At 41.5% G+C, this 17,871-nt stretch carries 22 protein-coding genes; 5 read left to right on the forward strand and 17 right to left on the reverse strand.

The window, feature by feature from the left end; translation table 11 throughout:
* Window positions 1-2: 2 nt before the first annotated feature.
* A complete protein-coding gene (gene gpr / locus V7L95_RS18505) occupies window positions 3-1,118 on the reverse strand; it encodes a GPR endopeptidase (RefSeq protein ID WP_008342483.1) in 1,116 nt (371 codons plus the stop codon).
* 198 nt (window positions 1,119-1,316) lie between these two features.
* Between gpr and rpsT the strand changes: the two genes are divergently transcribed.
* Window positions 1,317-1,583: a 30S ribosomal protein S20 gene (gene rpsT / locus V7L95_RS18510; protein WP_008342485.1), complete on the forward strand. Its 267-nt coding sequence runs from the start codon at window positions 1,317-1,319 to the stop codon at window positions 1,581-1,583.
* Between the two features lie 134 nt (window positions 1,584-1,717).
* Here the strand turns inward: rpsT and holA are convergent, their stop codons facing one another.
* A complete protein-coding gene (holA, locus tag V7L95_RS18515) occupies window positions 1,718-2,737 on the reverse strand; it encodes a DNA polymerase III subunit delta (protein ID WP_017358025.1) in 1,020 nt (339 codons plus the stop codon).
* A gap of 238 nt (window positions 2,738-2,975) precedes the next feature.
* Between holA and V7L95_RS18520 the strand changes: the two genes are divergently transcribed.
* Window positions 2,976-3,110, forward strand: a complete 135-nt coding sequence (locus tag V7L95_RS18520; RefSeq protein ID WP_008342491.1) for a YqzM family protein — start codon at window positions 2,976-2,978, stop codon at window positions 3,108-3,110.
* 39 nt (window positions 3,111-3,149) lie between these two features.
* Here the strand turns inward: V7L95_RS18520 and V7L95_RS18525 are convergent, their stop codons facing one another.
* The 3 genes from V7L95_RS18525 to V7L95_RS18535 all read right to left on the reverse strand — a co-directional run bounded on the left by V7L95_RS18525 (window position 3,150) and on the right by V7L95_RS18535 (window position 6,734).
* On the reverse strand, window positions 3,150-5,477 hold the full coding sequence (locus V7L95_RS18525; RefSeq protein WP_206116236.1) for a DNA internalization-related competence protein ComEC/Rec2: 2,328 nt from the start codon (window positions 5,475-5,477) through the stop codon (window positions 3,150-3,152).
* Entirely contained in the window at window positions 5,470-6,039 is a 570-nt protein-coding gene (locus V7L95_RS18530; protein ID WP_008342495.1) for a ComE operon protein 2, read from the reverse strand. The genes V7L95_RS18525 and V7L95_RS18530 overlap by 8 nt, the downstream gene beginning before the upstream one ends.
* A 65-nt stretch (window positions 6,040-6,104) precedes the next feature.
* Complete coding sequence (locus tag V7L95_RS18535) at window positions 6,105-6,734, reverse strand: helix-hairpin-helix domain-containing protein (RefSeq protein WP_017358027.1); 630 nt, start codon at window positions 6,732-6,734, stop codon at window positions 6,105-6,107.
* Window positions 6,735-6,824: 90 nt separating this feature from the next.
* On the opposite strand from V7L95_RS18535, the gene comER reads away from it, so the two are divergent.
* Window positions 6,825-7,673 carry a late competence protein ComER gene (gene comER, locus V7L95_RS18540; RefSeq protein ID WP_008342498.1) on the forward strand — a complete coding sequence of 283 codons (849 nt, stop codon included), beginning with the start codon at window positions 6,825-6,827 and terminating at the stop codon, window positions 7,671-7,673.
* Window positions 7,674-7,721: 48 nt separating this feature from the next.
* Here the strand turns inward: comER and V7L95_RS18545 are convergent, their stop codons facing one another.
* Genes V7L95_RS18545 through V7L95_RS18580 form a run of 8 tightly spaced genes read right to left on the reverse strand, consistent with a single transcriptional unit; the run spans window position 7,722 to window position 12,739 of the window.
* Window positions 7,722-8,465: a class I SAM-dependent methyltransferase gene (locus V7L95_RS18545; protein ID WP_017358028.1), complete on the reverse strand. Its 744-nt coding sequence runs from the start codon at window positions 8,463-8,465 to the stop codon at window positions 7,722-7,724.
* Window positions 8,462-8,818, reverse strand: coding sequence for a ribosome silencing factor (gene rsfS / locus V7L95_RS18550; RefSeq protein ID WP_212359945.1), 357 nt, complete (start codon window positions 8,816-8,818; stop codon window positions 8,462-8,464). The genes V7L95_RS18545 and rsfS overlap by 4 nt, the downstream gene beginning before the upstream one ends.
* Before the next feature lie 12 nt (window positions 8,819-8,830).
* Window positions 8,831-9,394: a bis(5'-nucleosyl)-tetraphosphatase (symmetrical) YqeK gene (gene yqeK, locus V7L95_RS18555; protein WP_017358029.1), complete on the reverse strand. Its 564-nt coding sequence runs from the start codon at window positions 9,392-9,394 to the stop codon at window positions 8,831-8,833.
* Window positions 9,384-9,953 (reverse strand): nicotinate-nucleotide adenylyltransferase, encoded by a 570-nt coding sequence (locus V7L95_RS18560; protein ID WP_017358030.1) that lies wholly within the window; start codon window positions 9,951-9,953, stop codon window positions 9,384-9,386. Before V7L95_RS18560 ends, yqeK begins: the two co-directional genes overlap by 11 nt.
* Before the next feature lie 13 nt (window positions 9,954-9,966).
* Window positions 9,967-10,257 (reverse strand): ribosome assembly RNA-binding protein YhbY, encoded by a 291-nt coding sequence (gene yhbY, locus V7L95_RS18565; protein ID WP_008342507.1) that lies wholly within the window; start codon window positions 10,255-10,257, stop codon window positions 9,967-9,969.
* Entirely contained in the window at window positions 10,251-11,093 is an 843-nt protein-coding gene (gene aroE / locus V7L95_RS18570; RefSeq protein ID WP_050827448.1) for a shikimate dehydrogenase, read from the reverse strand. The genes yhbY and aroE overlap by 7 nt, the downstream gene beginning before the upstream one ends.
* Before the next feature lie 21 nt (window positions 11,094-11,114).
* Window positions 11,115-12,215 carry a ribosome biogenesis GTPase YqeH gene (gene yqeH / locus V7L95_RS18575; protein ID WP_007501357.1) on the reverse strand — a complete coding sequence of 367 codons (1,101 nt, stop codon included), beginning with the start codon at window positions 12,213-12,215 and terminating at the stop codon, window positions 11,115-11,117.
* Between the two features lie 2 nt (window positions 12,216-12,217).
* The gene (locus tag V7L95_RS18580; protein WP_008356191.1) at window positions 12,218-12,739 is read right to left on the reverse strand and encodes a YqeG family HAD IIIA-type phosphatase; all 522 of its coding nucleotides are present in this window, start codon (window positions 12,737-12,739) and stop codon (window positions 12,218-12,220) included.
* Between the two features lie 362 nt (window positions 12,740-13,101).
* Here V7L95_RS18580 and V7L95_RS18585 point away from each other — a divergent pair, with 362 nt between their 5' ends.
* A complete protein-coding gene (locus tag V7L95_RS18585; protein ID WP_003217327.1) occupies window positions 13,102-13,242 on the forward strand; it encodes a sporulation histidine kinase inhibitor Sda in 141 nt (46 codons plus the stop codon).
* A 136-nt stretch (window positions 13,243-13,378) separates the two neighbouring features.
* Here the strand turns inward: V7L95_RS18585 and V7L95_RS18590 are convergent, their stop codons facing one another.
* From V7L95_RS18590 to V7L95_RS18605, 4 genes are all read right to left on the reverse strand, one after another.
* Complete coding sequence (locus V7L95_RS18590) at window positions 13,379-13,528, reverse strand: hypothetical protein (RefSeq protein WP_003217499.1); 150 nt, start codon at window positions 13,526-13,528, stop codon at window positions 13,379-13,381.
* Between the two features lie 78 nt (window positions 13,529-13,606).
* Window positions 13,607-14,335 (reverse strand): GDSL-type esterase/lipase family protein, encoded by a 729-nt coding sequence (locus V7L95_RS18595; RefSeq protein WP_225310445.1) that lies wholly within the window; start codon window positions 14,333-14,335, stop codon window positions 13,607-13,609.
* A 71-nt stretch (window positions 14,336-14,406) separates the two neighbouring features.
* Complete coding sequence (locus V7L95_RS18600) at window positions 14,407-15,147, reverse strand: polysaccharide deacetylase family protein (RefSeq protein WP_135009264.1); 741 nt, start codon at window positions 15,145-15,147, stop codon at window positions 14,407-14,409.
* A gap of 165 nt (window positions 15,148-15,312) precedes the next feature.
* Window positions 15,313-16,434, reverse strand: a complete 1,122-nt coding sequence (locus tag V7L95_RS18605; RefSeq protein WP_035390875.1) for a tetratricopeptide repeat protein — start codon at window positions 16,432-16,434, stop codon at window positions 15,313-15,315.
* Between the two features lie 231 nt (window positions 16,435-16,665).
* Here V7L95_RS18605 and sigK point away from each other — a divergent pair, with 231 nt between their 5' ends.
* Window positions 16,666-17,394: an RNA polymerase sporulation sigma factor SigK gene (sigK, locus tag V7L95_RS18610; protein ID WP_058014952.1), complete on the forward strand. Its 729-nt coding sequence runs from the start codon at window positions 16,666-16,668 to the stop codon at window positions 17,392-17,394.
* Window positions 17,395-17,871 lie beyond the last annotated feature (477 nt).

Raw genomic sequence — 17,871 nt, forward strand, 5'->3', positions numbered from 1 at the left:
GATTAATGATTATAGGAACCCATGTTGTCTTGAGAGATTTTTTGATGAAGTGCTGTATTTAACCCATTGGCGAGGACGTTCGCCATGTCATCAATGAATGTATCCACTTCCTTCGGTGTGACCATTAGATTTTGTCCAAGCGGTGCAAGCACCTCATGGATCAACTGTCTTTTTTCTTCTTCAGGAAGCGTTCCGACGATTCCTAAAAAGGATTGACGCGTTTCATCATCTGGCAAATCCTCTTCATTCAGCACTTTTTTCTTCCCAAATGTCAGACCCGCTGGTACTAAAGATCGGGAAGGTCTATCATCTTTCAGTTCTCTACCAAAATGCTTTAACACGTAATCAATCGTGTCACTTGCGATCGTGACTGCATCGACCACTGTCGGTACACCAATGGCAATGACTGGAATCCCCAAGGTCTCTTTGCTTAATTCTTTTCGTTTATTTCCGACACCCGATCCTGGATGTATACCTGTATCAGAAATTTGAATTGTCGTATTCACCCGTTCTACTGCACGTGCAGCCAGTGCATCGATGGCGATCACAAAATCTGGTTTAGATCGTTCAATGACACCTTGTATAATGTCACTTGTTTCTATACCAGTCAGCCCCATGACCCCAGGCGATAATGAAGACACTGGGCGATAGCCTTCCTGCACATTCTCAGGCTGTAATTCAAATAAATGGCGTGTCACCAGCAAATTTTCAACTGTGAGCGGCCCTAAAGCATCCGGCGTGACATTCCAGTTTCCGAGTCCTACGACAAGACAGCTCGCATCTGCCTGAATGCCGTGATCTTTTAAAAACTGAGCAAAATGATGGGCAAAAACTTCGACCACTTTTTCTTGCATCTCAGAGTCTTTCTCCCGAATTCCTTGCGCCTCAAGCGTCAAGTATGTCCCTGCCTTTTTTCCGGTCAACTCTTCTCCTTCTGTCGTAATCTCCACAGTGCGGATGCGGATGCCGTGCTCTTCCTTCTCCTTCTCAACAATTCCTTGAATACCGTCCTTTTTGACCACATTCGGATCGTTCTCTTGTTCTAGTATCTCTTTTGTTTCAACGGCCAAATCGGTCCGGATTTGATAAGCGCTTAAATCGAGTTTCTGTTTCTTCATGAAAAGGCTCCTTCCATCAAGTAATTAACAGTAGTCTTTCCATCTCGTTCAAGAAACATTCGAGCGCTTCATCAATGAAAAATACTTTACATTTATATTGCATTCTAAAGGTGTGTTTGATAGAATACAATTTGTTCTATTGTGAAGATTTAACCTTAAGACAATTGTGTTTAGGTTGTATCTTAGGAGGTGAAACACATGCCAAATATTAAATCAGCGATCAAACGTACAAAAACGAATAACGAACGCCGTGCACACAACGCAACAATCAAGTCTGCGATGCGTACTGCGATTAAACAAGTTGAAGTTTCTGTAGCTAACAACGATGCTGAGCAAGCAAAAGCTGCTCTTTCTTCTGCTGCAAAACGCATTGACAAAGCCGTTAAAACTGGTCTTGTACACAAAAACGCAGCTGCGCGTTACAAATCAAGACTTGCGAAACAAGTAAACGGACTTTCTGCATAATGATTGCAACGCCTCAGTGATGAGGCACCTGTTTAACTGTACGTCCGTCCTGAACGGCTCAGCCATAAGGACAGACTGGCAATTATACATCTAAACAAAAACGACCCTCTTTTGAGAAGGTCGTTTTTTTATGTTCAAGCCCCTAATAACCGAAGCAGGAACAATTCTAATAATAGCTGCTTGTCCTTTTTACCCGTTTTCATTTCATAATCAATCGTGGAGAGCTCTTTGACGATGTACTTTAGCTCTTCTTCTGAAAACAGTCTTGCTTGATCCATCGCGAGTTTGACCCGGAATGGGTGAACTTTCAGGTTTGACGCAATTTGTTTTTGCCCGTATCCCTGTTGAGCAAAGTACTTTGTCTGCAATATCAACCGAAATTGATTTGAAATGAGTGCCAATATTTTAATGGGTTCCTCATTTTGCTTTAGGAGATCATAAAACATTTGCATCGCTTCAGACCGGCGCCTGTTCACGATTTGGTTAATCAGTTCGAAAATATTCTGCTCCAAACTTCGTGCAACGAGCTGATTGACATCCGCCAGCTCAATTTCCTCTCGCTGCCCAATATATGTACTTAGCTTTCGAACCTCTTGAAAAAGTGAGGACAGGCTCCCGCCACATAACATGACAAGCTGTTCTGCCGCTTCAGCCGAGATTGTTTTTCCTTCTGTTTTCACCAGCGTGATGGTGAAATCTGTTGTTTCTTTCGGATTTAACTCTTTCGCCTCAACTACAGCCGCTTTCTTTTTTAACAACTTGGTGATTTTCTTACGTTCGTCCAGTTTTTCATATGGGGCCAATAACACGAGAATCGTGTAGGGTGCTGGCTTTTCTAAATAAGCTTCTAACACAGAAAGCTGATGCTCGATCTTTTCTTTTTTCTTTTCTGCAGTGAGGAAATAAGGGTTCTTGATCACAACGAGACGCCGCTCTCCCATAAACGGAAATGTTTCTGCGTCCGTCACAGCCTGCTCAAGCGGCACCTCTTCCATATCGAAGACAGAGTAATTAAAATCCTTTGTTTCTTCGTCGACGACAGCTTGTCTCAATTTTGCAGCTGTCTCTTGAAGTAAATACGTTTCTTTTCCATATAAGCAATAAACGGGATGGATATCCCCTTTTTTTAAATTGTTCCATACTTCAAAGACCATTCGCTTAAATCCCTCTCTTTCACTTCCTCCTCTATCCTAAAGTGTGTAGAGACATTAGTAAAGAGGAAGCTGAAAGTGCCGCCTCCTCATTTATAGTAAACGTCTCACGTAAGCTCCCGGGTCAGCTTACAGTCAGACGATATTCACAAAATGATCATGAAAATGGAAAACGGTTACTTTACCTTCTAGCAATTCCAAATGAGTTCAAGTATACTAAAAATAGCCAGGAGGGATGAAAATGAATGAATTTGAAAAGAATGTTCAAAGCAAGCGGAATGATGTGACCGACTCAGCTGTTGGTTTTATCGTCACATTCGGATTTTTCGCCTCAATGTTTATTTTGGCAACAGTGATACACCTCGTTGGATCTTAACTACATGAATGCAAGATGACTGCCGTTTTGGCAGTTTTTTTATTGATTTTGTAAGATATCATATGGAGGATGAGCGTAAAATGTTCCATCCTCTTCAAGAAATTCATAGGTCACACTTCCATCGATATCTGTACGATACACCTTTGTTTGATGATCATTTAATTTTTTCAAAACTTCTTGATGAGGATGGTGATACCGATTTCGTTCACCTGCTGAAATCAGTGCATATGACGGCTTCAAATGCTGAAGCCATTCTTCACTTGTTGATCCTTTACTCCCGTGATGCCCAACCTTCAAGACATCCGCTCGTAGCTTGGGGTAAGCTTGAATGATGTCTCGTTCCCCTTCTTGTTCAAGATCCCCAGTCAGCATAAAACGCTTACCGCCAAGCGTAAAGGTGAGGACCAGTGAATCATTATTTTTACTCGTCACCTGGTCACGTGCGGGATGCAGAACGTCAAATTTTTGTCCTCCAATTCTCAGCTGATCCCCTCTTTCCAACTCATCTACAGGAATCCGTTGATCAGCCGCTTCCTTTAAAAGCTGCGCATCCTCTGGATTTCGGGCAAAGCCTTTTGGGATTGCAAGGCGTTTGACTTTATTTCGCTTTATTAATCGCATCGCTTCTCCCATATGATCTTGATCTGCATGGGTAAGGATGAGGACATCAAGTTTTGCTATGCCTTTAGAATGCAGAAATGGAATAAGGGTTTGATCCCCAATTGTAGATACTTTACGTCTTTTTTTCCATGGCTCTTCTTCAAAAGAAAGTCTGCCTCCTGTATCGACTAATATATGCCCGGTTCGATAAGGTAACTGAATAAACAAACTATCCCCTTGTCCTACATCTAACATCGTGACCTCTCCTTTTTGAAGAAAATTCGGCGTGAAATAGTGTACAGCCAGCACACAAACGAGAATCAAAATCGGCACAAGATAAGATTTGATAGAAGTTTTACATTCCATCACAATGAATAGAAAAACAATGGAGGAAACCTCTAGGAGCACATGCCACCATGTCGATTTCATAAAAATGAGAGTAAGACTATCGTAAGCAGCCATGTGTGCAGACAATTGATGACTAAACTGGATCACCCAATCAAGCAGCTGAAACAGTGTTTGTCCAAGCGGAAGATAAATGATAGATAAAAGAAAAAAGAATAAGGACAGAGGCATGACAACCATTGTATAAAAAGGAACGAACATCATATTTAAAGGAACACTCAGCAAGGAAAATTGTTGAAAATAATATAAAAGAACAGGAAGCGAAGCAAGCTGTGCAATCAAGGAAATGAGAAATAACTGCATCACCGAACTTTTTGCTTTTGATAAAATACTAGTGGATAGCAAAATAAATAAGGTCACCACAAATGACAGCTGAAAACCGACATCAAATATATAAAGTGGTTGAATGGCTAATAAAAGCAAGAACGCTGCACTTAACACGACCGCAGAAGGCTGTTTCATTTCTTTTGGCAGGCTTGTGATGACTAAATAAATTCCAGCCATGAGACAGGCTCTTAACACAGACGGTGCAGCACCTGTTAAACAAGCATAAACCGGCAAAAAGGATATTAAAAGAATACGTGCTGTCTCTCTTGTCACGCCAGCGCGGAGTAGACACCAAAATAGACAAGCGAGCAATGTTTGAACATGAAGTCCTGAAATGGCTAATAAATGAATGATGCCAAGCATTTGATAATCTCTTAATGTATCAGGGTCTATTAAATCACGATCGCCAAAAATAAGTGCCTGCACAATCCCAACAGAATTCTTCGGAACGTGATCTTCTAGAAATTTCAACCCCTTCTGCCTAATAGATGAAAGGTCATGTGAAGGGCTGTCATGTTTCGTGCAGCTTTTCATAGACTGCGTTAAGAAAATAGCATCAATGCCTTTTGTTTTTAGAAATTGATCATATTGAAAGCCATTCGGTATGGTTGCATGTTTAGGCAACCGCATCTCACCTGTCATATGACAGCTCATACCTGGCCCAACATCTTTTAGTGCTTCTTTTTCACGCTCTGTTTGAATCGTATAAAATGCCGCTAGTCGACGATTCTCTGATGAAACAGTCGCTGAAAAGCGATTGCCATCTATTTTCGGGATCGTTTCAATCACAACCGAATGAGAAAATGCTTTTTCTTGCATGGGATGATCCGTTTCAAAAAACTGATGCACCATAAAAATGAGCATATAGATCGTTCCACACAAACTGACCATTAAAAAGAGCTGGGGTGTTTTTTTCAGCAGACTGAAAAGAAGAAATACTAGAAGAAAAAGGAGAAAATACAAATGAAGATGATATGCGGCCAGAGCAATTCCAGCAGCTGCTGAAATCGCCCCGAACGGCAAATACTTAAACATAGGAAGTAAATAATTGATTCGCCTTTTCATGCATTTGACGAATTTCTGTTTCGCTACGTCCTGATTCACTTAGTTTGCCTATTAAATCCGCAACAAAGGCTAATTTTTCTTGGTTTTTTAAGTCAATAATCATCTCATCTAGTTCAACCTGTTCTGTTTGAACTCCGGCTTGTTCGAATAAATCAACAGCATATGGATGATTTTTATAATCCTTCGCATAATACACTGTTCGAATACCTGCTTGAATAATCGCTTTACAGCACTGCAAGCAAGGAAAATGCGTCACATATATTTCAGCATCAGCCGTTGGTGCACCAAATTTGGCACATTGTAAAATAGCGTTCATCTCCGCATGGATTGTACGAACGCAGTGATGATCTATCACATAGCATCCTACATCTGCACAATGCACGTCACCGGCAATGGATCCATTATATCCACCTGCGATGATGCGCTTGTCTCTTACGATCGTTGCCCCAACAGCTAGCCGCTCACAGGTGCTTCGCAAGGCAAGCAAATGGCTTTGAGCCATAAAATATTGATTCCATGAAATTCTCTCCACGAGCTGATCCCTCCAGAATGATGGTTGGTATTAAGTGTACATGCCTTTCTTCTATACCGTCAATTCTACTTGACCGTCAGTTGATTTTTAAGCCGTTCAATGGTCTTCTCTCCAAAACCCGAAATATTCCGTAAATCTTCAATTTGCTGAAATTCTCCATGTTCTTCTCTATACGCAATGATGGCTTCCGCTTTGGCTGGGCCTATTCCGTTAATGGTCTGCAATTCCGCTGCATCAGCTTGATTGACATTCACCCCTTGACTCTGTTCATTTCCCGGCGGCGTATCAGCCGCTGCTGTTTGTCCCTGCTTGTCAGCCTCCCCCTTCTTTCGTACATAAATCATCATACTATCCTCTAATTTTGCTGCTTGATTGATGTCAACTGTATCTGCCTTGCTCGTAAAACCACCTGCTCTTTTAATGGCTTCTTCAACTCTGTCCTCAGCCATAAATGCATAAACGCCCGGCTTCCGTACAGCTCCTTTGACCTCTACTACGATGGATGTTGGCTCTTTTTCTGCACTCTCTTGTTTTTCTTCTAATGTGACTTGCGTTTCATGTTGTTCTTTCAATACACTTGGCTCGGCGCTATCTTTCTCTTTTCCTACTAAAAAGCAGAAACAGATGATGACGAGGATAATGATTCCCGCTATCAGATAAAGACTGTATTTTTTCAACGAAATGAGCTGCTTCACTTGTTCACGCTTCTTTCAATCATATTTTCACGCTGCTTCACATACTGTTTAGAAGATAACAGATCCTATGCGTCTAAGGAGGGAGAACGTTTGAATATAGGGTTAATCGGTACAGGAAACATGGGTACCATACTTACTGAGGCATTTATTGAATCAAAAGCAGTCAATCCCTCATCCATCACCATTACAAATCGGACCATCGAAAAAGCGTTCAATATAAAAAAGAATCACCCAGAGGTCGAAGTGACGAAACAGCTTTCAGGAGCTGTAACAGATAAAGATTTCATCTTTGTTTGTGTCAAACCACTTGATATTTATCCGCTTTTAAAAGAGTTGAGCCCACTTTTAAAAGAACAGCAAACCATTGTCATCATTACAAGTCCGGTTCATCCTGAACAGCTTCAAGATATTGTTCCTTGTCAAACAGCCAGACTGATCCCAAGCATCACCAACCGCGCGTTATCAGGCGCATCACTTTTAACATTTGGTTCATCATGCAATGTCACGACAAAAGCAGCGCTCAGACAACTCGCTTCCCGCATTTCAACACCAATAGAAATTCATCATTCAATCACACGGGCAGCCTCAGATATTGTAAGCTGCGGTCCTGCCTTTATTAGCTTTCTTGTTCAGAAAATGATTGAAGCCGCTGTTGAAGAAACGGATATTTCAAAAGAAGAAGCCACCACCTTATCAGAAGATATGCTTGTAGGACTTGGCCGTTTGATTGAAAAAAGGGTGTATACCCTGCCGACACTGCAAGAGAAGGTGTGTGTAAAAGGCGGCGTCACCGGCGAGGGCATTAAAGCACTTGAAGCAGGTGTTCAAGATATGTTCCATCAGCTTTTTCAGAACACTCATGACAAGTTCGATGAGGATGTAGAAGCGGTTGCGCATCAATACCCACCGAGTGTGTTTACTGATGATCTCAGAAATTAAACATGTTCGCAACAAGCGAAAAAAGGGTTTTAAAAAAACCATCGTCCATTAAACGATGGTTTTTGGTTTCTTCGCTGAAATAAAATATCTTTCTGCACATTCTTGAGGTGCTTCATTTGTAAAATCAGCGGTCACTTCAATCTGTTCAAAGCCAGCGGACTCAAGGAACGCTGCATATGTCTCAAAAGGAAATGTACGTTGTTCGTGCGTTTCATCATAACGTTCATACACGTCTCCGTCTTTTACAAAGAAGCTTAAATCATGAATGATCGAATATGGATGATCTCCTTTATCACTCTGCCAAATGTAGCTGATTTCTTCATCTTGATCGGCATAAGTAGAGCCAGGAAATACCTCTTCCATTTTATAAGGGGTATGAACATCAAATAATAAAACCCCACCTGTCTCTAAAAGCTGAAACATGTTTTTAAAGGTTTTTTTGACGTCATTTTCGTTTTTTAGATAATTCAAAGAATCACAGCAAATAACCGCTGCTTGAAAAGTTTGTTCAAACCCCTCAAGCTCTCTCATATCTTGATGTAAAAATTGAATAGACTGCTTATGAGCCTGTGCTTTTTGCTGCGCAAATGCCAGCATCTCTTCACTTAGGTCAATTCCTGTGACCATGTGACCTTTTGCAGCTAACCGAAGAGAGATCTCTCCAGTTCCACAACCTACATCGATAATCGCACTATTCGGCCTGATATACCGCTGTATCCACTGAACCCATTCATCATAAGGGGCATGTGTCATGAGCTCATCATACACACCTGCAAACCCTTGATAGATCATAAGTTAATGCCAAGCGAAAGTGTTTCTCTCGGCGCATCTCCCCAAAGCTTCTCTAAGTTATAGTATCCTCTTTCCTCTTTGTGGAACACATGAGCAATGACATCTCCTAGATCAATCAATACCCATCTTGCTTCGTCAAAGCCTTCCATCTTTTTGACTTCGATGCCGCCTTCTTCTGCAAGGTGTTTCACTTCTCTTGCAATGGCCTGTACTTGTTTGTCAGAATTCCCGTGACAAATGAGAAAATAATCTGCAACAAGTGAGATCCCTTGCATATTCAGGGCAATAATATCCTCTGCCCGTTTATCATCGCACGCTCCTGCTGCGATGTTTAAAATTGATGATGCATCCATCAAAATTCCTCCTTAATTGTTCTTTTGCACAAGTGAGTTATAAGTAGCAAGTGTATCTGGGAAAACTGGCTGATTCTTTTTCATTAAAAAGCTGACGGTGTTTTTTAAAGATTGAATCAAGGCAAGGTCCAAATCCTGCTCTGCTAACTCTCTTACTTCCTCTACACCAGGAAAATGGCGTCCTGGCTCTATATAGTCGGCGACATAAATCACTTTTTCAAGCAATGTCATGTTCGGTCTGCCGGACGTATGGAATTCAATGGCTGTTAAAATATCTTGGTCGTCAATTCCAACTTCTTTTTTGACCAAATAGGCACCAACTGGGGCATGCCAAAGCTCAGGTGAATATTTAAGCAATAGAGGGTTCATCTGTTCTTGCTGGATGATGCCCTTCATTTCTTCTTTCGGTCTAAATTTAGCATAATCGTGGAAAATAGCCGCGACCTCTGCTTTTTTCACATCTGCACCAAAACGTTCAGCTAATGAAATGGCCGTCTCCATTACCCCAATTGTATGTGTATATCTATGCTCTGTTAACTGCTGTTTGACACAGTTTAACGCTTCTTCACGATTCATATAAATGATGCTCCTTTATATAACACTCAACCGCTTTCGGAATCAAATAATCAACAGGTTTCCCCTGCTTCATTCGCTGCCTAATCAATGTCGATGATACATCAAAAGCCGGAACATCTGCAAACAAAAGAGGATACGCCGTATTTCCTTCATAACCTGGTCTTTTCATCCCAATAAAGGTGATCATCTGAAGCAAATCATCGATTCTGTGCCATTTTGGCAAATACTCGACCATGTCCGCTCCAATCATAAAAAAGAACTCATCTTCAGGATGGCGCTTCTTTAACAGCTCAACCGTATCTACTGTATAAGATGGGCCCTCCCGCTCCATTTCAATAAGCTCAACTCGAAAATGAGGATTTGTCTGAATCGCTTTTTCCACCATTTTTACGCGGTGATGACTCTCTGCTCGTCTTCGGCCCGTTTTATGAGGGGGCTTGTGATTTGGGATAAACCAAATTTCATCAAGCCCTACTTGGAAACGCACCTCACTTGCCATCAGCAAATGCCCATTATGCGGGGGATCAAACGTACCGCCGAACAATCCTATTTTTTTCATATCATATCCACCTTTACGGCAGCTTAATTTGTTTATTTTCCTTTGATTCCTTATAAAGGACAATCACATTTCCGATCGTTTGAACGAGTTCAGCTTTTGCACCTTTTACAAGTGCTTTTGCAACCTCTGTTTTGTCCTCGTCGCAGTTTTGCAATACGCTGACTTTCAAAAGTTCTCTTGCTTCAAGCGCCTCGGAAATTTGCTTGACCATATTGTCATTTACCCCGCCTTTTCCAACTTGAAAAATAGGTGATAAATGATGTGCTTGCGCACGTAAAAAACGTTTTTGCTTACCTTTTAACATGGTGTTCCTCCTAATTTCTCTATGACAATTGACTTCATTTTTCGGGCGTCAGGTGTAATGCCCGTCCATAGTTCAAAGGCTCTTACCGCCTGACCAACAAACATGCCGACGCCATCGACTGTTTTCAAACCTAACCCGGCTGCTTCACTTAGCAGCTTTGTTTCTATTGGATTATACACAATATCACAAACGACCGCTGTTTTTTTTGCGTTCGCTAAAGAAATTGGGGTTTCTTCAACATTCGGATACATACCAATCGAGGTCGTATGGATGATGACATCATATTCCCCAAGCCGCTCTTCTGCTGTATTTAATGCAATGGCATGAGATGTGATTTTCCCATCGGCACTTTCAATTAAAGCCTCAGCTTTTTCAATGGTGCGGTTGGCGATATCAAATTGTTTCGGTGCATACTCAGCAATTGTCGTGTAAATCGCTCTTGCTGCTCCACCAGCACCAAGCAGGAGAAATGACAGCTCTGATAACGGCTGATCCAACGCTTCAAGCAATGAATGAAGAAAGCCTTCTCCATCTGTATTGTACCCAACGAGCTGATCTCCTTCGAGCCGCACCGTATTGACGGCACCAAGGCGTTCAGCTGTCACATCAATTTTGTCGAGGTACTTCATGATTTCTACCTTGTGCGGAACAGTGACGTTAATGCCGCTGATTCCTAACGCTTTCATACCGCTAATCGCATCTTTCAGGTCATCATTTTCTACTTGAAAGCCATGATAATGTCCATCAATTCCAGCATCCTTTAATGCTGCATTATGAATATCTGGAGACATTGAATGGCCAACAGGGTTACCGATTACTCCGTATAAAGGTTTCAAGGTCTCTCCCCCTCTGAACATTTAAATTAACGAACGTCTCATAAACACGTGCACGCCTTTTGGCGCATACACTTTGATTTGTTTCCCAGCATCATTTGCAGTCACCCAGCCTAATCCTGAAAAGACAATGTCCATTTTTGGCTGATCTATGGTGAAAGTGTGCGGAACGAGCGGCGGGAAATCTTCCATCCCCTCTTTTGATGGCGGTGAAAGCAGCTCACCTGCATGCTTTTCATATAAGTCATCTGCATTCTCCATCTTCGTTCTGTGAATGTTGAGTTCATTTGGCATGTAGCAGACAAAGGATGTTCTGCCGCCTTTTACATAATCAAATCGTGCCAGTCCGCCAAAGTAAAGCGTTTGAGCTTCATTTAACTGGAACGTTCTCGGTTTCAATTCTTTTTTCGGCGTTAAAATCTTTAAGTCATTTTTGCCGACATAGTGCGCCATTTGATGGCGGTTGATGATACCCGGTGTATCGAATAAAGCAGACCCGTCATCAAGCGGGATTTCAATCGCATCAAGTGTTGTCCCTGGGTATTGGGATGTGGTGATCACATTCTCTTCTCCAGACACCTCTTTGATAATGCGATTAATAAATGTTGATTTCCCAACATTTGTACAGCCGACAACATAGACATTTCTGCCCTCACGGTAATGATCAATTGCCTCCATGACCTCAGGCACACCTTGTCCTCTGCTCGCACTGATTAAAAACACATCGATCGGATTGAGCCCATTTTCTTTTGCTTCTCGCTTCATCCATTGAACAAGACGGTCTTTTTTCACGGATTTTGGTAAAATATCTACCTTGTTGCCGACAAGTAAAATGGGATTACCACCAACAATACGGCTCAGTCCATTAATCCAGCTTCCGTTAAAGTCAAAAATATCAACGACCTTGACGATCAGAGAATCAGTCTCGCCAATGCTGTGTAAAATATTTAAAAAGTCGTCTTCTGTTAAAGACACATCCTGAATTTCATTGTAGTTCTTTAACCTAAAACAGCGCTGACAGATCACATCTTCTTTCAATAGAGATGCTGCCGGCGCATATCCTAATTGATCTTTATCTTCCGTCTGAATGGCTACACCGCAGCCAATACAAACAACCTTTTCCATTATTACTCTTCCTCCCACTGAATGTGGCCCTTACGCTTTAAGGCTCCTAAAATTCTGCGTTCAATCTGCCTGTTAAACTTCGTGAAAAATCCGTCCGATGCCGCAACAGGTACAACCAAAATGGTATGGAAGCCATGCCTGTTTCCGCCAAGCACATCTGTCATAAGCTGATCGCCAATGACAACCACATCTTCTTTCTTCAATTGCATATCAGCGACGGCCTTATTAAAGGCTCTTCCCATCGGTTTTCTCGCTTTATAAATAAACGGGATATGAACCGGCTCAGAAAAAAGCTTGACCCTTTTTTCATTATTGTTCGATACAATCGTCACCTGTATCCCGTGATCTTTCATCTCTTGAAACCATTCAATTAAACGCGGGGTCGCACTTGGACGATCCCATTCTACTAGTGTGTTATCTAAATCCGTAATAATTCCTTTTACATTTCGTTCTTTTAGTTTTTGCGGCGAAATGTGGAAAATACTTTTCACAAATTCATCCGGTAAGAAATACTTCTTTAGCACAATTTGCACCCTTTCTTCCATTGGTTTTTCAGCGATTGTGTCGAATCAAATCACAATTTGTCTGTCTATCGAATACAATGAAAAAGTTTTCGACATATGATGAGGACCTTCAACAGGTGTGGATAATTTTACACACATTATCCACCTATATTTCATCATGCTTTCATTCAATTATAAACACTCTACCCACAAGTTATCCACTTAACCATGTGGATAACAGAACGATTGTTCTTGTTTCCCATTCATGGTAGATTAAAGGTACTTCAAAGACATTCGATCAACCTATGATGATATGTCTTTTCCTCAAGTTTTATGCCAACTTTTTCAGGGGAGGTGTTTTTCCCATCATATGGGTTTCTAGTATGAAAAAGCTGTCAGATGATTTACTTATAGAATCGTATTATAAAGCAAATGAAATGAACTTAAATCGCGACTTCATTGAATTAATTGAGACAGAAATGAAAAGACGTTCGCTCGGGCATATGCTCTCTGTTTCCTCTTAATTCCATATATCCAGGAACCATGCCTCCCGAGCACTCTCCTTTTTTAAACTCAGGTGACTGATATTATATCACTTGCGCTATAGGCTTACTACTATTTTCCGTAAAAAACACCCCTTCTGATCAAAGAAGAGGTGTCTTATTTGCAAGGCTGTTCATTCCAAAACCATAACCCTCCACCTACGACCAAAATGACGACAAGGAACACAACAAGAAAAGCGTAACCGATTCCTGCTCCTTGAGCTGGATAAGGCGAACACGCAGGGTAAGGATAAGGACATCCCCACATATCAGTTACCTCCTTCTAAGAAGATATACTGTTAGACTATGCTGGATGGATCGTCTTGTTTAGGCAGATGGCCTGCATTTAAAAATGTTTAATGACATCACGCTCTTTGATTTCGTTATAAATGATTCTTGCCCCTTTTGGTGTCATATGATTGCCAGAAGGGTCAATGAGGCCAGACTGAATCAAGGCGTTGTCACTATCTTCACCCGCTTCTCGGATGAACGCTTTCCAATTGTCGACAAGCGGCACTTGCTGTTTTTCAGCTACTTGTCTTGTGATGTCATTGTATGAGTTTTGCCAAGCTCTCGCCCCGCCTCTCTCAGCAAAATAAGATGACTTATATCTAGAATAATAATACAAGCCCTTTTTGCCTCCTTCCACCACAGGCACGCACGTCATGAGGATCGGGGTAATTCCCTCTTTCCTACTTTCAGAAATGAAGTAGGATAAGTTTTCTTTAAATCGTTTTTTGGTCACACGGGGATGTTTCCCGTCTAGAATCGCCGCATCATTTGTACCGAACATGATGAGGACGTAAGTTGGTTTTTGTTTTAAAATATCCTGCTCAAAGCGCAGCTTCGCATCTTCTGTTGTCTGCCCGCCAATCCCGGCATTCTGTACCTTGATTTGGCCGCGCTCGACGTTTTTCATGAGATTCACCCATTTTTCAGATGTGGGATAATCTCGAAAATCCCAGTTCGATCCTCTTGTGTTACTGTCACCAAATGCAATCACACTTTCCTGCGCCTGCTTCGAGCACCCAGCAGCAACACATAACAGGATGAAAAGGAAAACAAATTTCTTCACAACATTCACCTCCAAAAGCCCTCTTCATATAGTAAACGACAAGACTTTTGGTTTCAATGAATGACTGTTTCTTATTGTAATTGAACCGGCAGATAATCTCTGTTATGGTGCACCAGTTCGCTTACTTTCACAAACTCATAGCCCCTTTTCTTTAGTTCAGGTACGACTTGTTTCAGCGCTTCTACTGTCTGCTTACGATTTCCTCCGCCATCATGTAAAAGGATGATATCACCGCCCTGAATATTCTCAATAATACGGCTGGCAATTTTTTGTGTACCTGGCCTAGACCAGTCCTTCGGATCTTGCGTAAAGGACCACATCACGACATCGTATCCTTGCTTAGAAAGAATGCGGAATGACTTCATCGTCAAACGCCCGCCCGGAGGACGAAATAATAAGGGTCCTCCAGGCTGGAGAGAAGCGATATGAGCCGCTGATTCTTTTAATTCTTGCTTGATTTCTTTCGATGACAAAAGGTCAAAATACGTATGGTTCATCGTGTGATTGCCAAGCTCATTTCCTTCGCTCACAATCCGCTCTGCGAGCAGGGGATATGCATGAATACGGCTTCCGATGACAAAAAAGCTGGCATTCACTTCATGCTCTCTCAGTACATCTAGTATTTGATTTGTGTATACCGGATGAGGCCCATCATCAAAGGTTAACGCAATCTTTTTCCGTTCCTCTCTCATGTCCCAAAAGGCTCGTCCTGTTTTTTCTAGGTCGATTCTTTTTAATGTACGCGCCTCTATGTTACCAGGAACAAAAGCGCATATTACCAATATACATAACAAGATATGCAACCCTTTCATCAGACCGCCTCCACAGAACATCATTACACATTAAATTGCCCGCTTTCTGATGAATTCATTCAAGTTTCGTGATCGTCTACGCTTCTTTTTCACATAAAAAAGCCGGCCCATCAGGCCCGCTTTTTGTCTCACGTTTGGTTTCTCTCTTCAACTGTCGAACGTTGCTTAGAATTCATACAGACACTCTCCTTCTTGGATTTGATTTTGAGCCCATAGCAATTTTTGATAATACTGGTTGGACTTCTGGTATTGTTGAGAGGTTTCTAAGGCTGTCGCAATTTCTAGTGAGATATCCTCTATATAAGAGTATAGGCTAAGTTTTTCCAAATAATCAATGGTTTTTTGCAGTTGTTCTTCATTGATTTCCTGAACATATAAAGCATCCAGATACTCAAACATATGACAGAACAGCTGGTCTTCATGCTTCTTTGCGGCCAATTTCCCATCCTCTAATATGCGCCTTGCTTCGGTCTTCTCATTTTGTCTAAAAAGCAGCTTGGCCAGTGTATAAAGTGTATGAGGCAGCGTGGGAAGCAGCTCTTTTTTGGCGAGGTCAGCCGATTCGGTTAAATATCGTTCTGCTTCTTCTCGATAACCTAACTCCCCGTAACATTTCCCTAAATTATAGAGTGCTGAGCTATAAATGCGCGGGTGGTCAATTTCGGATGCGAGTTGTTTCGCCTTTTTCAAGTGAGGCAGTGCTCGATCTTTACGTTTTAAATCTTGATAATTTCCCGAGATGACAAAGAGGCACTGAATAATGCGAATGGCATATGCATCATGCTGATCGTATATTTCAAGCGCTTTTAAAATATGGTGCATGGAGACATGCGTTTGTTTCATTATATAGTAGGCTTCTGCTACCTTAAAATGAAACTCGGCCTGCTCAATATCATCAAATACCATAGACAGCTGTTTTTCTGCCATGCGATAATATTTGACGGCCTCCAAATATTCTTTTTGACTAAACTCATGCATGCCACGAAAAAATGCATGGTAATAATGCAGCATATCAGATAACTCATGATTGGAATTTTCGATTTTATCGACAAGGTTAGATACTGAGAAAGGTTGATATTTTGAAGGGTGTATATAGTCGAGCATAATTTGGTGCCGAAAACACATGAGCTGATAATAAATCAGTAAATGCTGGTCCTCTTCCATACGTTCAATTTCCGCTTCTACTTCCGCTTTCAAGATTTCCGCATCTGGAACACTGAACTGCCGTATCATTCGATACCATTCATTAATTTTCATACCGACATGTGAAGAAAGAACCTTCCCCATGTTCCGAAAAAACCCCTTCCTTTTCGGTCTAATATTACATATTTTAGCACGCTTCTAGACCGCCAAGCACCGCAAAGAAACCGCAAACATATGAGAGGTGCAGCAAAAACATACGCACAGAAGCACGTTTCTTTCAAATAAGATGATTTTTTCATCGTACAGACACAGACAATCCTTCCTTCACATACATTTGAGGATATAGGCAACGGCCTAAACATGGTGGAGGTGAAAATCGTGGCAGGAGTATTTACAGCGATGGGATTGATGGTCAAAGAATTGGTGTTTTTAGTGTCCTATGTTAAAAACAATGCCTTTCCACAACCCCTTTCGGGAGATGATGAAAAAAAATACTTAGCCCTTATGGCAGAGGGCGATGAACACGCAAGAAACATGCTGATTGAACATAACCTTCGGCTCGTCGCCCATATTGTCAAGAAATTTGAAAATACCGGGGAAGACGCTGAAGACCTCATCTCCATCGGGACGATCGGACTCATTAAAGCCATCGAAAGCTATTCCTCTGGAAAAGGAACAAAGCTGGCAACATATGCTGCGCGGTGTATTGAGAACGAAATCCTCATGCATTTACGCGCACTCAAAAAAACAAAAAAAGACGTCTCTCTGCATGACCCCATCGGTCAGGATAAAGAAGGAAATGAAATTTCATTAATTGACGTCTTAAAATCAGAAAATGAGGACGTGATTGATACCATTCAGCTCAACATGGAGCTTGAAAAAGTAAAAGAATATATCGACATTCTCGACGGCCGGGAAAAAGAAGTCATCGTCGGCCGGTTCGGTTTGGACTTAAAGAAAGAGAAAACGCAGCGGGAAATAGCCAAGGAGCTCGGGATATCGCGGAGCTATGTATCCCGTATTGAGAAGCGGGCGCTGATGAAGATGTTTCATGAGTTTTACCGGGCAGAGAAGGAGAAACGGAAACGGGAGAAGGGGAAGTGAAAATGAACTTCCCCTAACTTCTAACAAAAACAGACCTTATTAGGTCTGTTTTTTATTTCGGCACTAAGCTACTGTCTCGCTGCATTTCTTTTGATAATAGCTGCCGCCTTAGCCCTCAAGAACAATGGCAAGATTTTGGTGATGAATTTTGGGTCATGCACTTAGACATGAAGGAAATCAACTGATTACACCCCACTGTTTAGAGAATTGTGGAAAATGAAGGACAAACGGATTGCATATAAGTTTTGTATTTCAACTTTTATGTTTAGAAAAATAATAGCTATTCAGACTTATAATAATTTCACAAATGAAATATCAGCACTTTTTAATGTTACATACGAATTCACCACCGAACGTTTCGTGACTTTAAACCCATGCTATAAGTCATGAATTATTTTGTCTGCTCGAAAAATGGGCGCAGCCGCTGCATTTTGGGATTTCAAGAGAGCTGGAAACGCTCACGCTCCAATACCAGAC

The organism is Bacillus sp. PPSBB_11 (assembly GCF_038023285.1).
Lineage (GTDB): Bacteria > Bacillota > Bacilli > Bacillales > Bacillaceae > Bacillus > Bacillus altitudinis.

Excerpts from the sequence above, each read along its gene's own strand:
- gpr (WP_008342483.1), bottom strand. The coding sequence starts at position 1,118 with ATGAAGAAACAGAAACTCGATTTAAGCGCTTATCAAATCCGGACCGAT.
- rpsT (WP_008342485.1), top strand. The coding sequence starts at position 1,317 with ATGCCAAATATTAAATCAGCGATCAAACGTACAAAAACGAATAACGAA.
- holA (WP_017358025.1), bottom strand. The coding sequence starts at position 2,737 with ATGGTCTTTGAAGTATGGAACAATTTAAAAAAAGGGGATATCCATCCC.
- V7L95_RS18520 (WP_008342491.1), top strand. The coding sequence starts at position 2,976 with ATGAATGAATTTGAAAAGAATGTTCAAAGCAAGCGGAATGATGTGACC.
- V7L95_RS18525 (WP_206116236.1), bottom strand. The coding sequence starts at position 5,477 with ATGTTTAAGTATTTGCCGTTCGGGGCGATTTCAGCAGCTGCTGGAATT.
- V7L95_RS18545 (WP_017358028.1), bottom strand. The coding sequence starts at position 8,465 with ATGATCTATCAAGGGTTTGCAGGTGTGTATGATGAGCTCATGACACAT.
- rsfS (WP_212359945.1), bottom strand. The coding sequence starts at position 8,818 with ATGGATGCATCATCAATTTTAAACATCGCAGCAGGAGCGTGCGATGAT.
- yqeK (WP_017358029.1), bottom strand. The coding sequence starts at position 9,394 with ATGAATCGTGAAGAAGCGTTAAACTGTGTCAAACAGCAGTTAACAGAG.
- V7L95_RS18560 (WP_017358030.1), bottom strand. The coding sequence starts at position 9,953 with ATGAAAAAAATAGGATTGTTCGGCGGTACGTTTGATCCCCCGCATAAT.
- yhbY (WP_008342507.1), bottom strand. The coding sequence starts at position 10,257 with ATGTTAAAAGGTAAGCAAAAACGTTTTTTACGTGCGCAAGCACATCAT.
- yqeH (WP_007501357.1), bottom strand. The coding sequence starts at position 12,215 with ATGGAAAAGGTTGTTTGTATTGGCTGCGGTGTAGCCATTCAGACGGAA.
- V7L95_RS18585 (WP_003217327.1), top strand. The coding sequence starts at position 13,102 with ATGAAAAAGCTGTCAGATGATTTACTTATAGAATCGTATTATAAAGCA.
- V7L95_RS18590 (WP_003217499.1), bottom strand. The coding sequence starts at position 13,528 with ATGTGGGGATGTCCTTATCCTTACCCTGCGTGTTCGCCTTATCCAGCT.
- V7L95_RS18600 (WP_135009264.1), bottom strand. The coding sequence starts at position 15,147 with ATGAAAGGGTTGCATATCTTGTTATGTATATTGGTAATATGCGCTTTT.
- V7L95_RS18605 (WP_035390875.1), bottom strand. The coding sequence starts at position 16,434 with ATGGGGAAGGTTCTTTCTTCACATGTCGGTATGAAAATTAATGAATGG.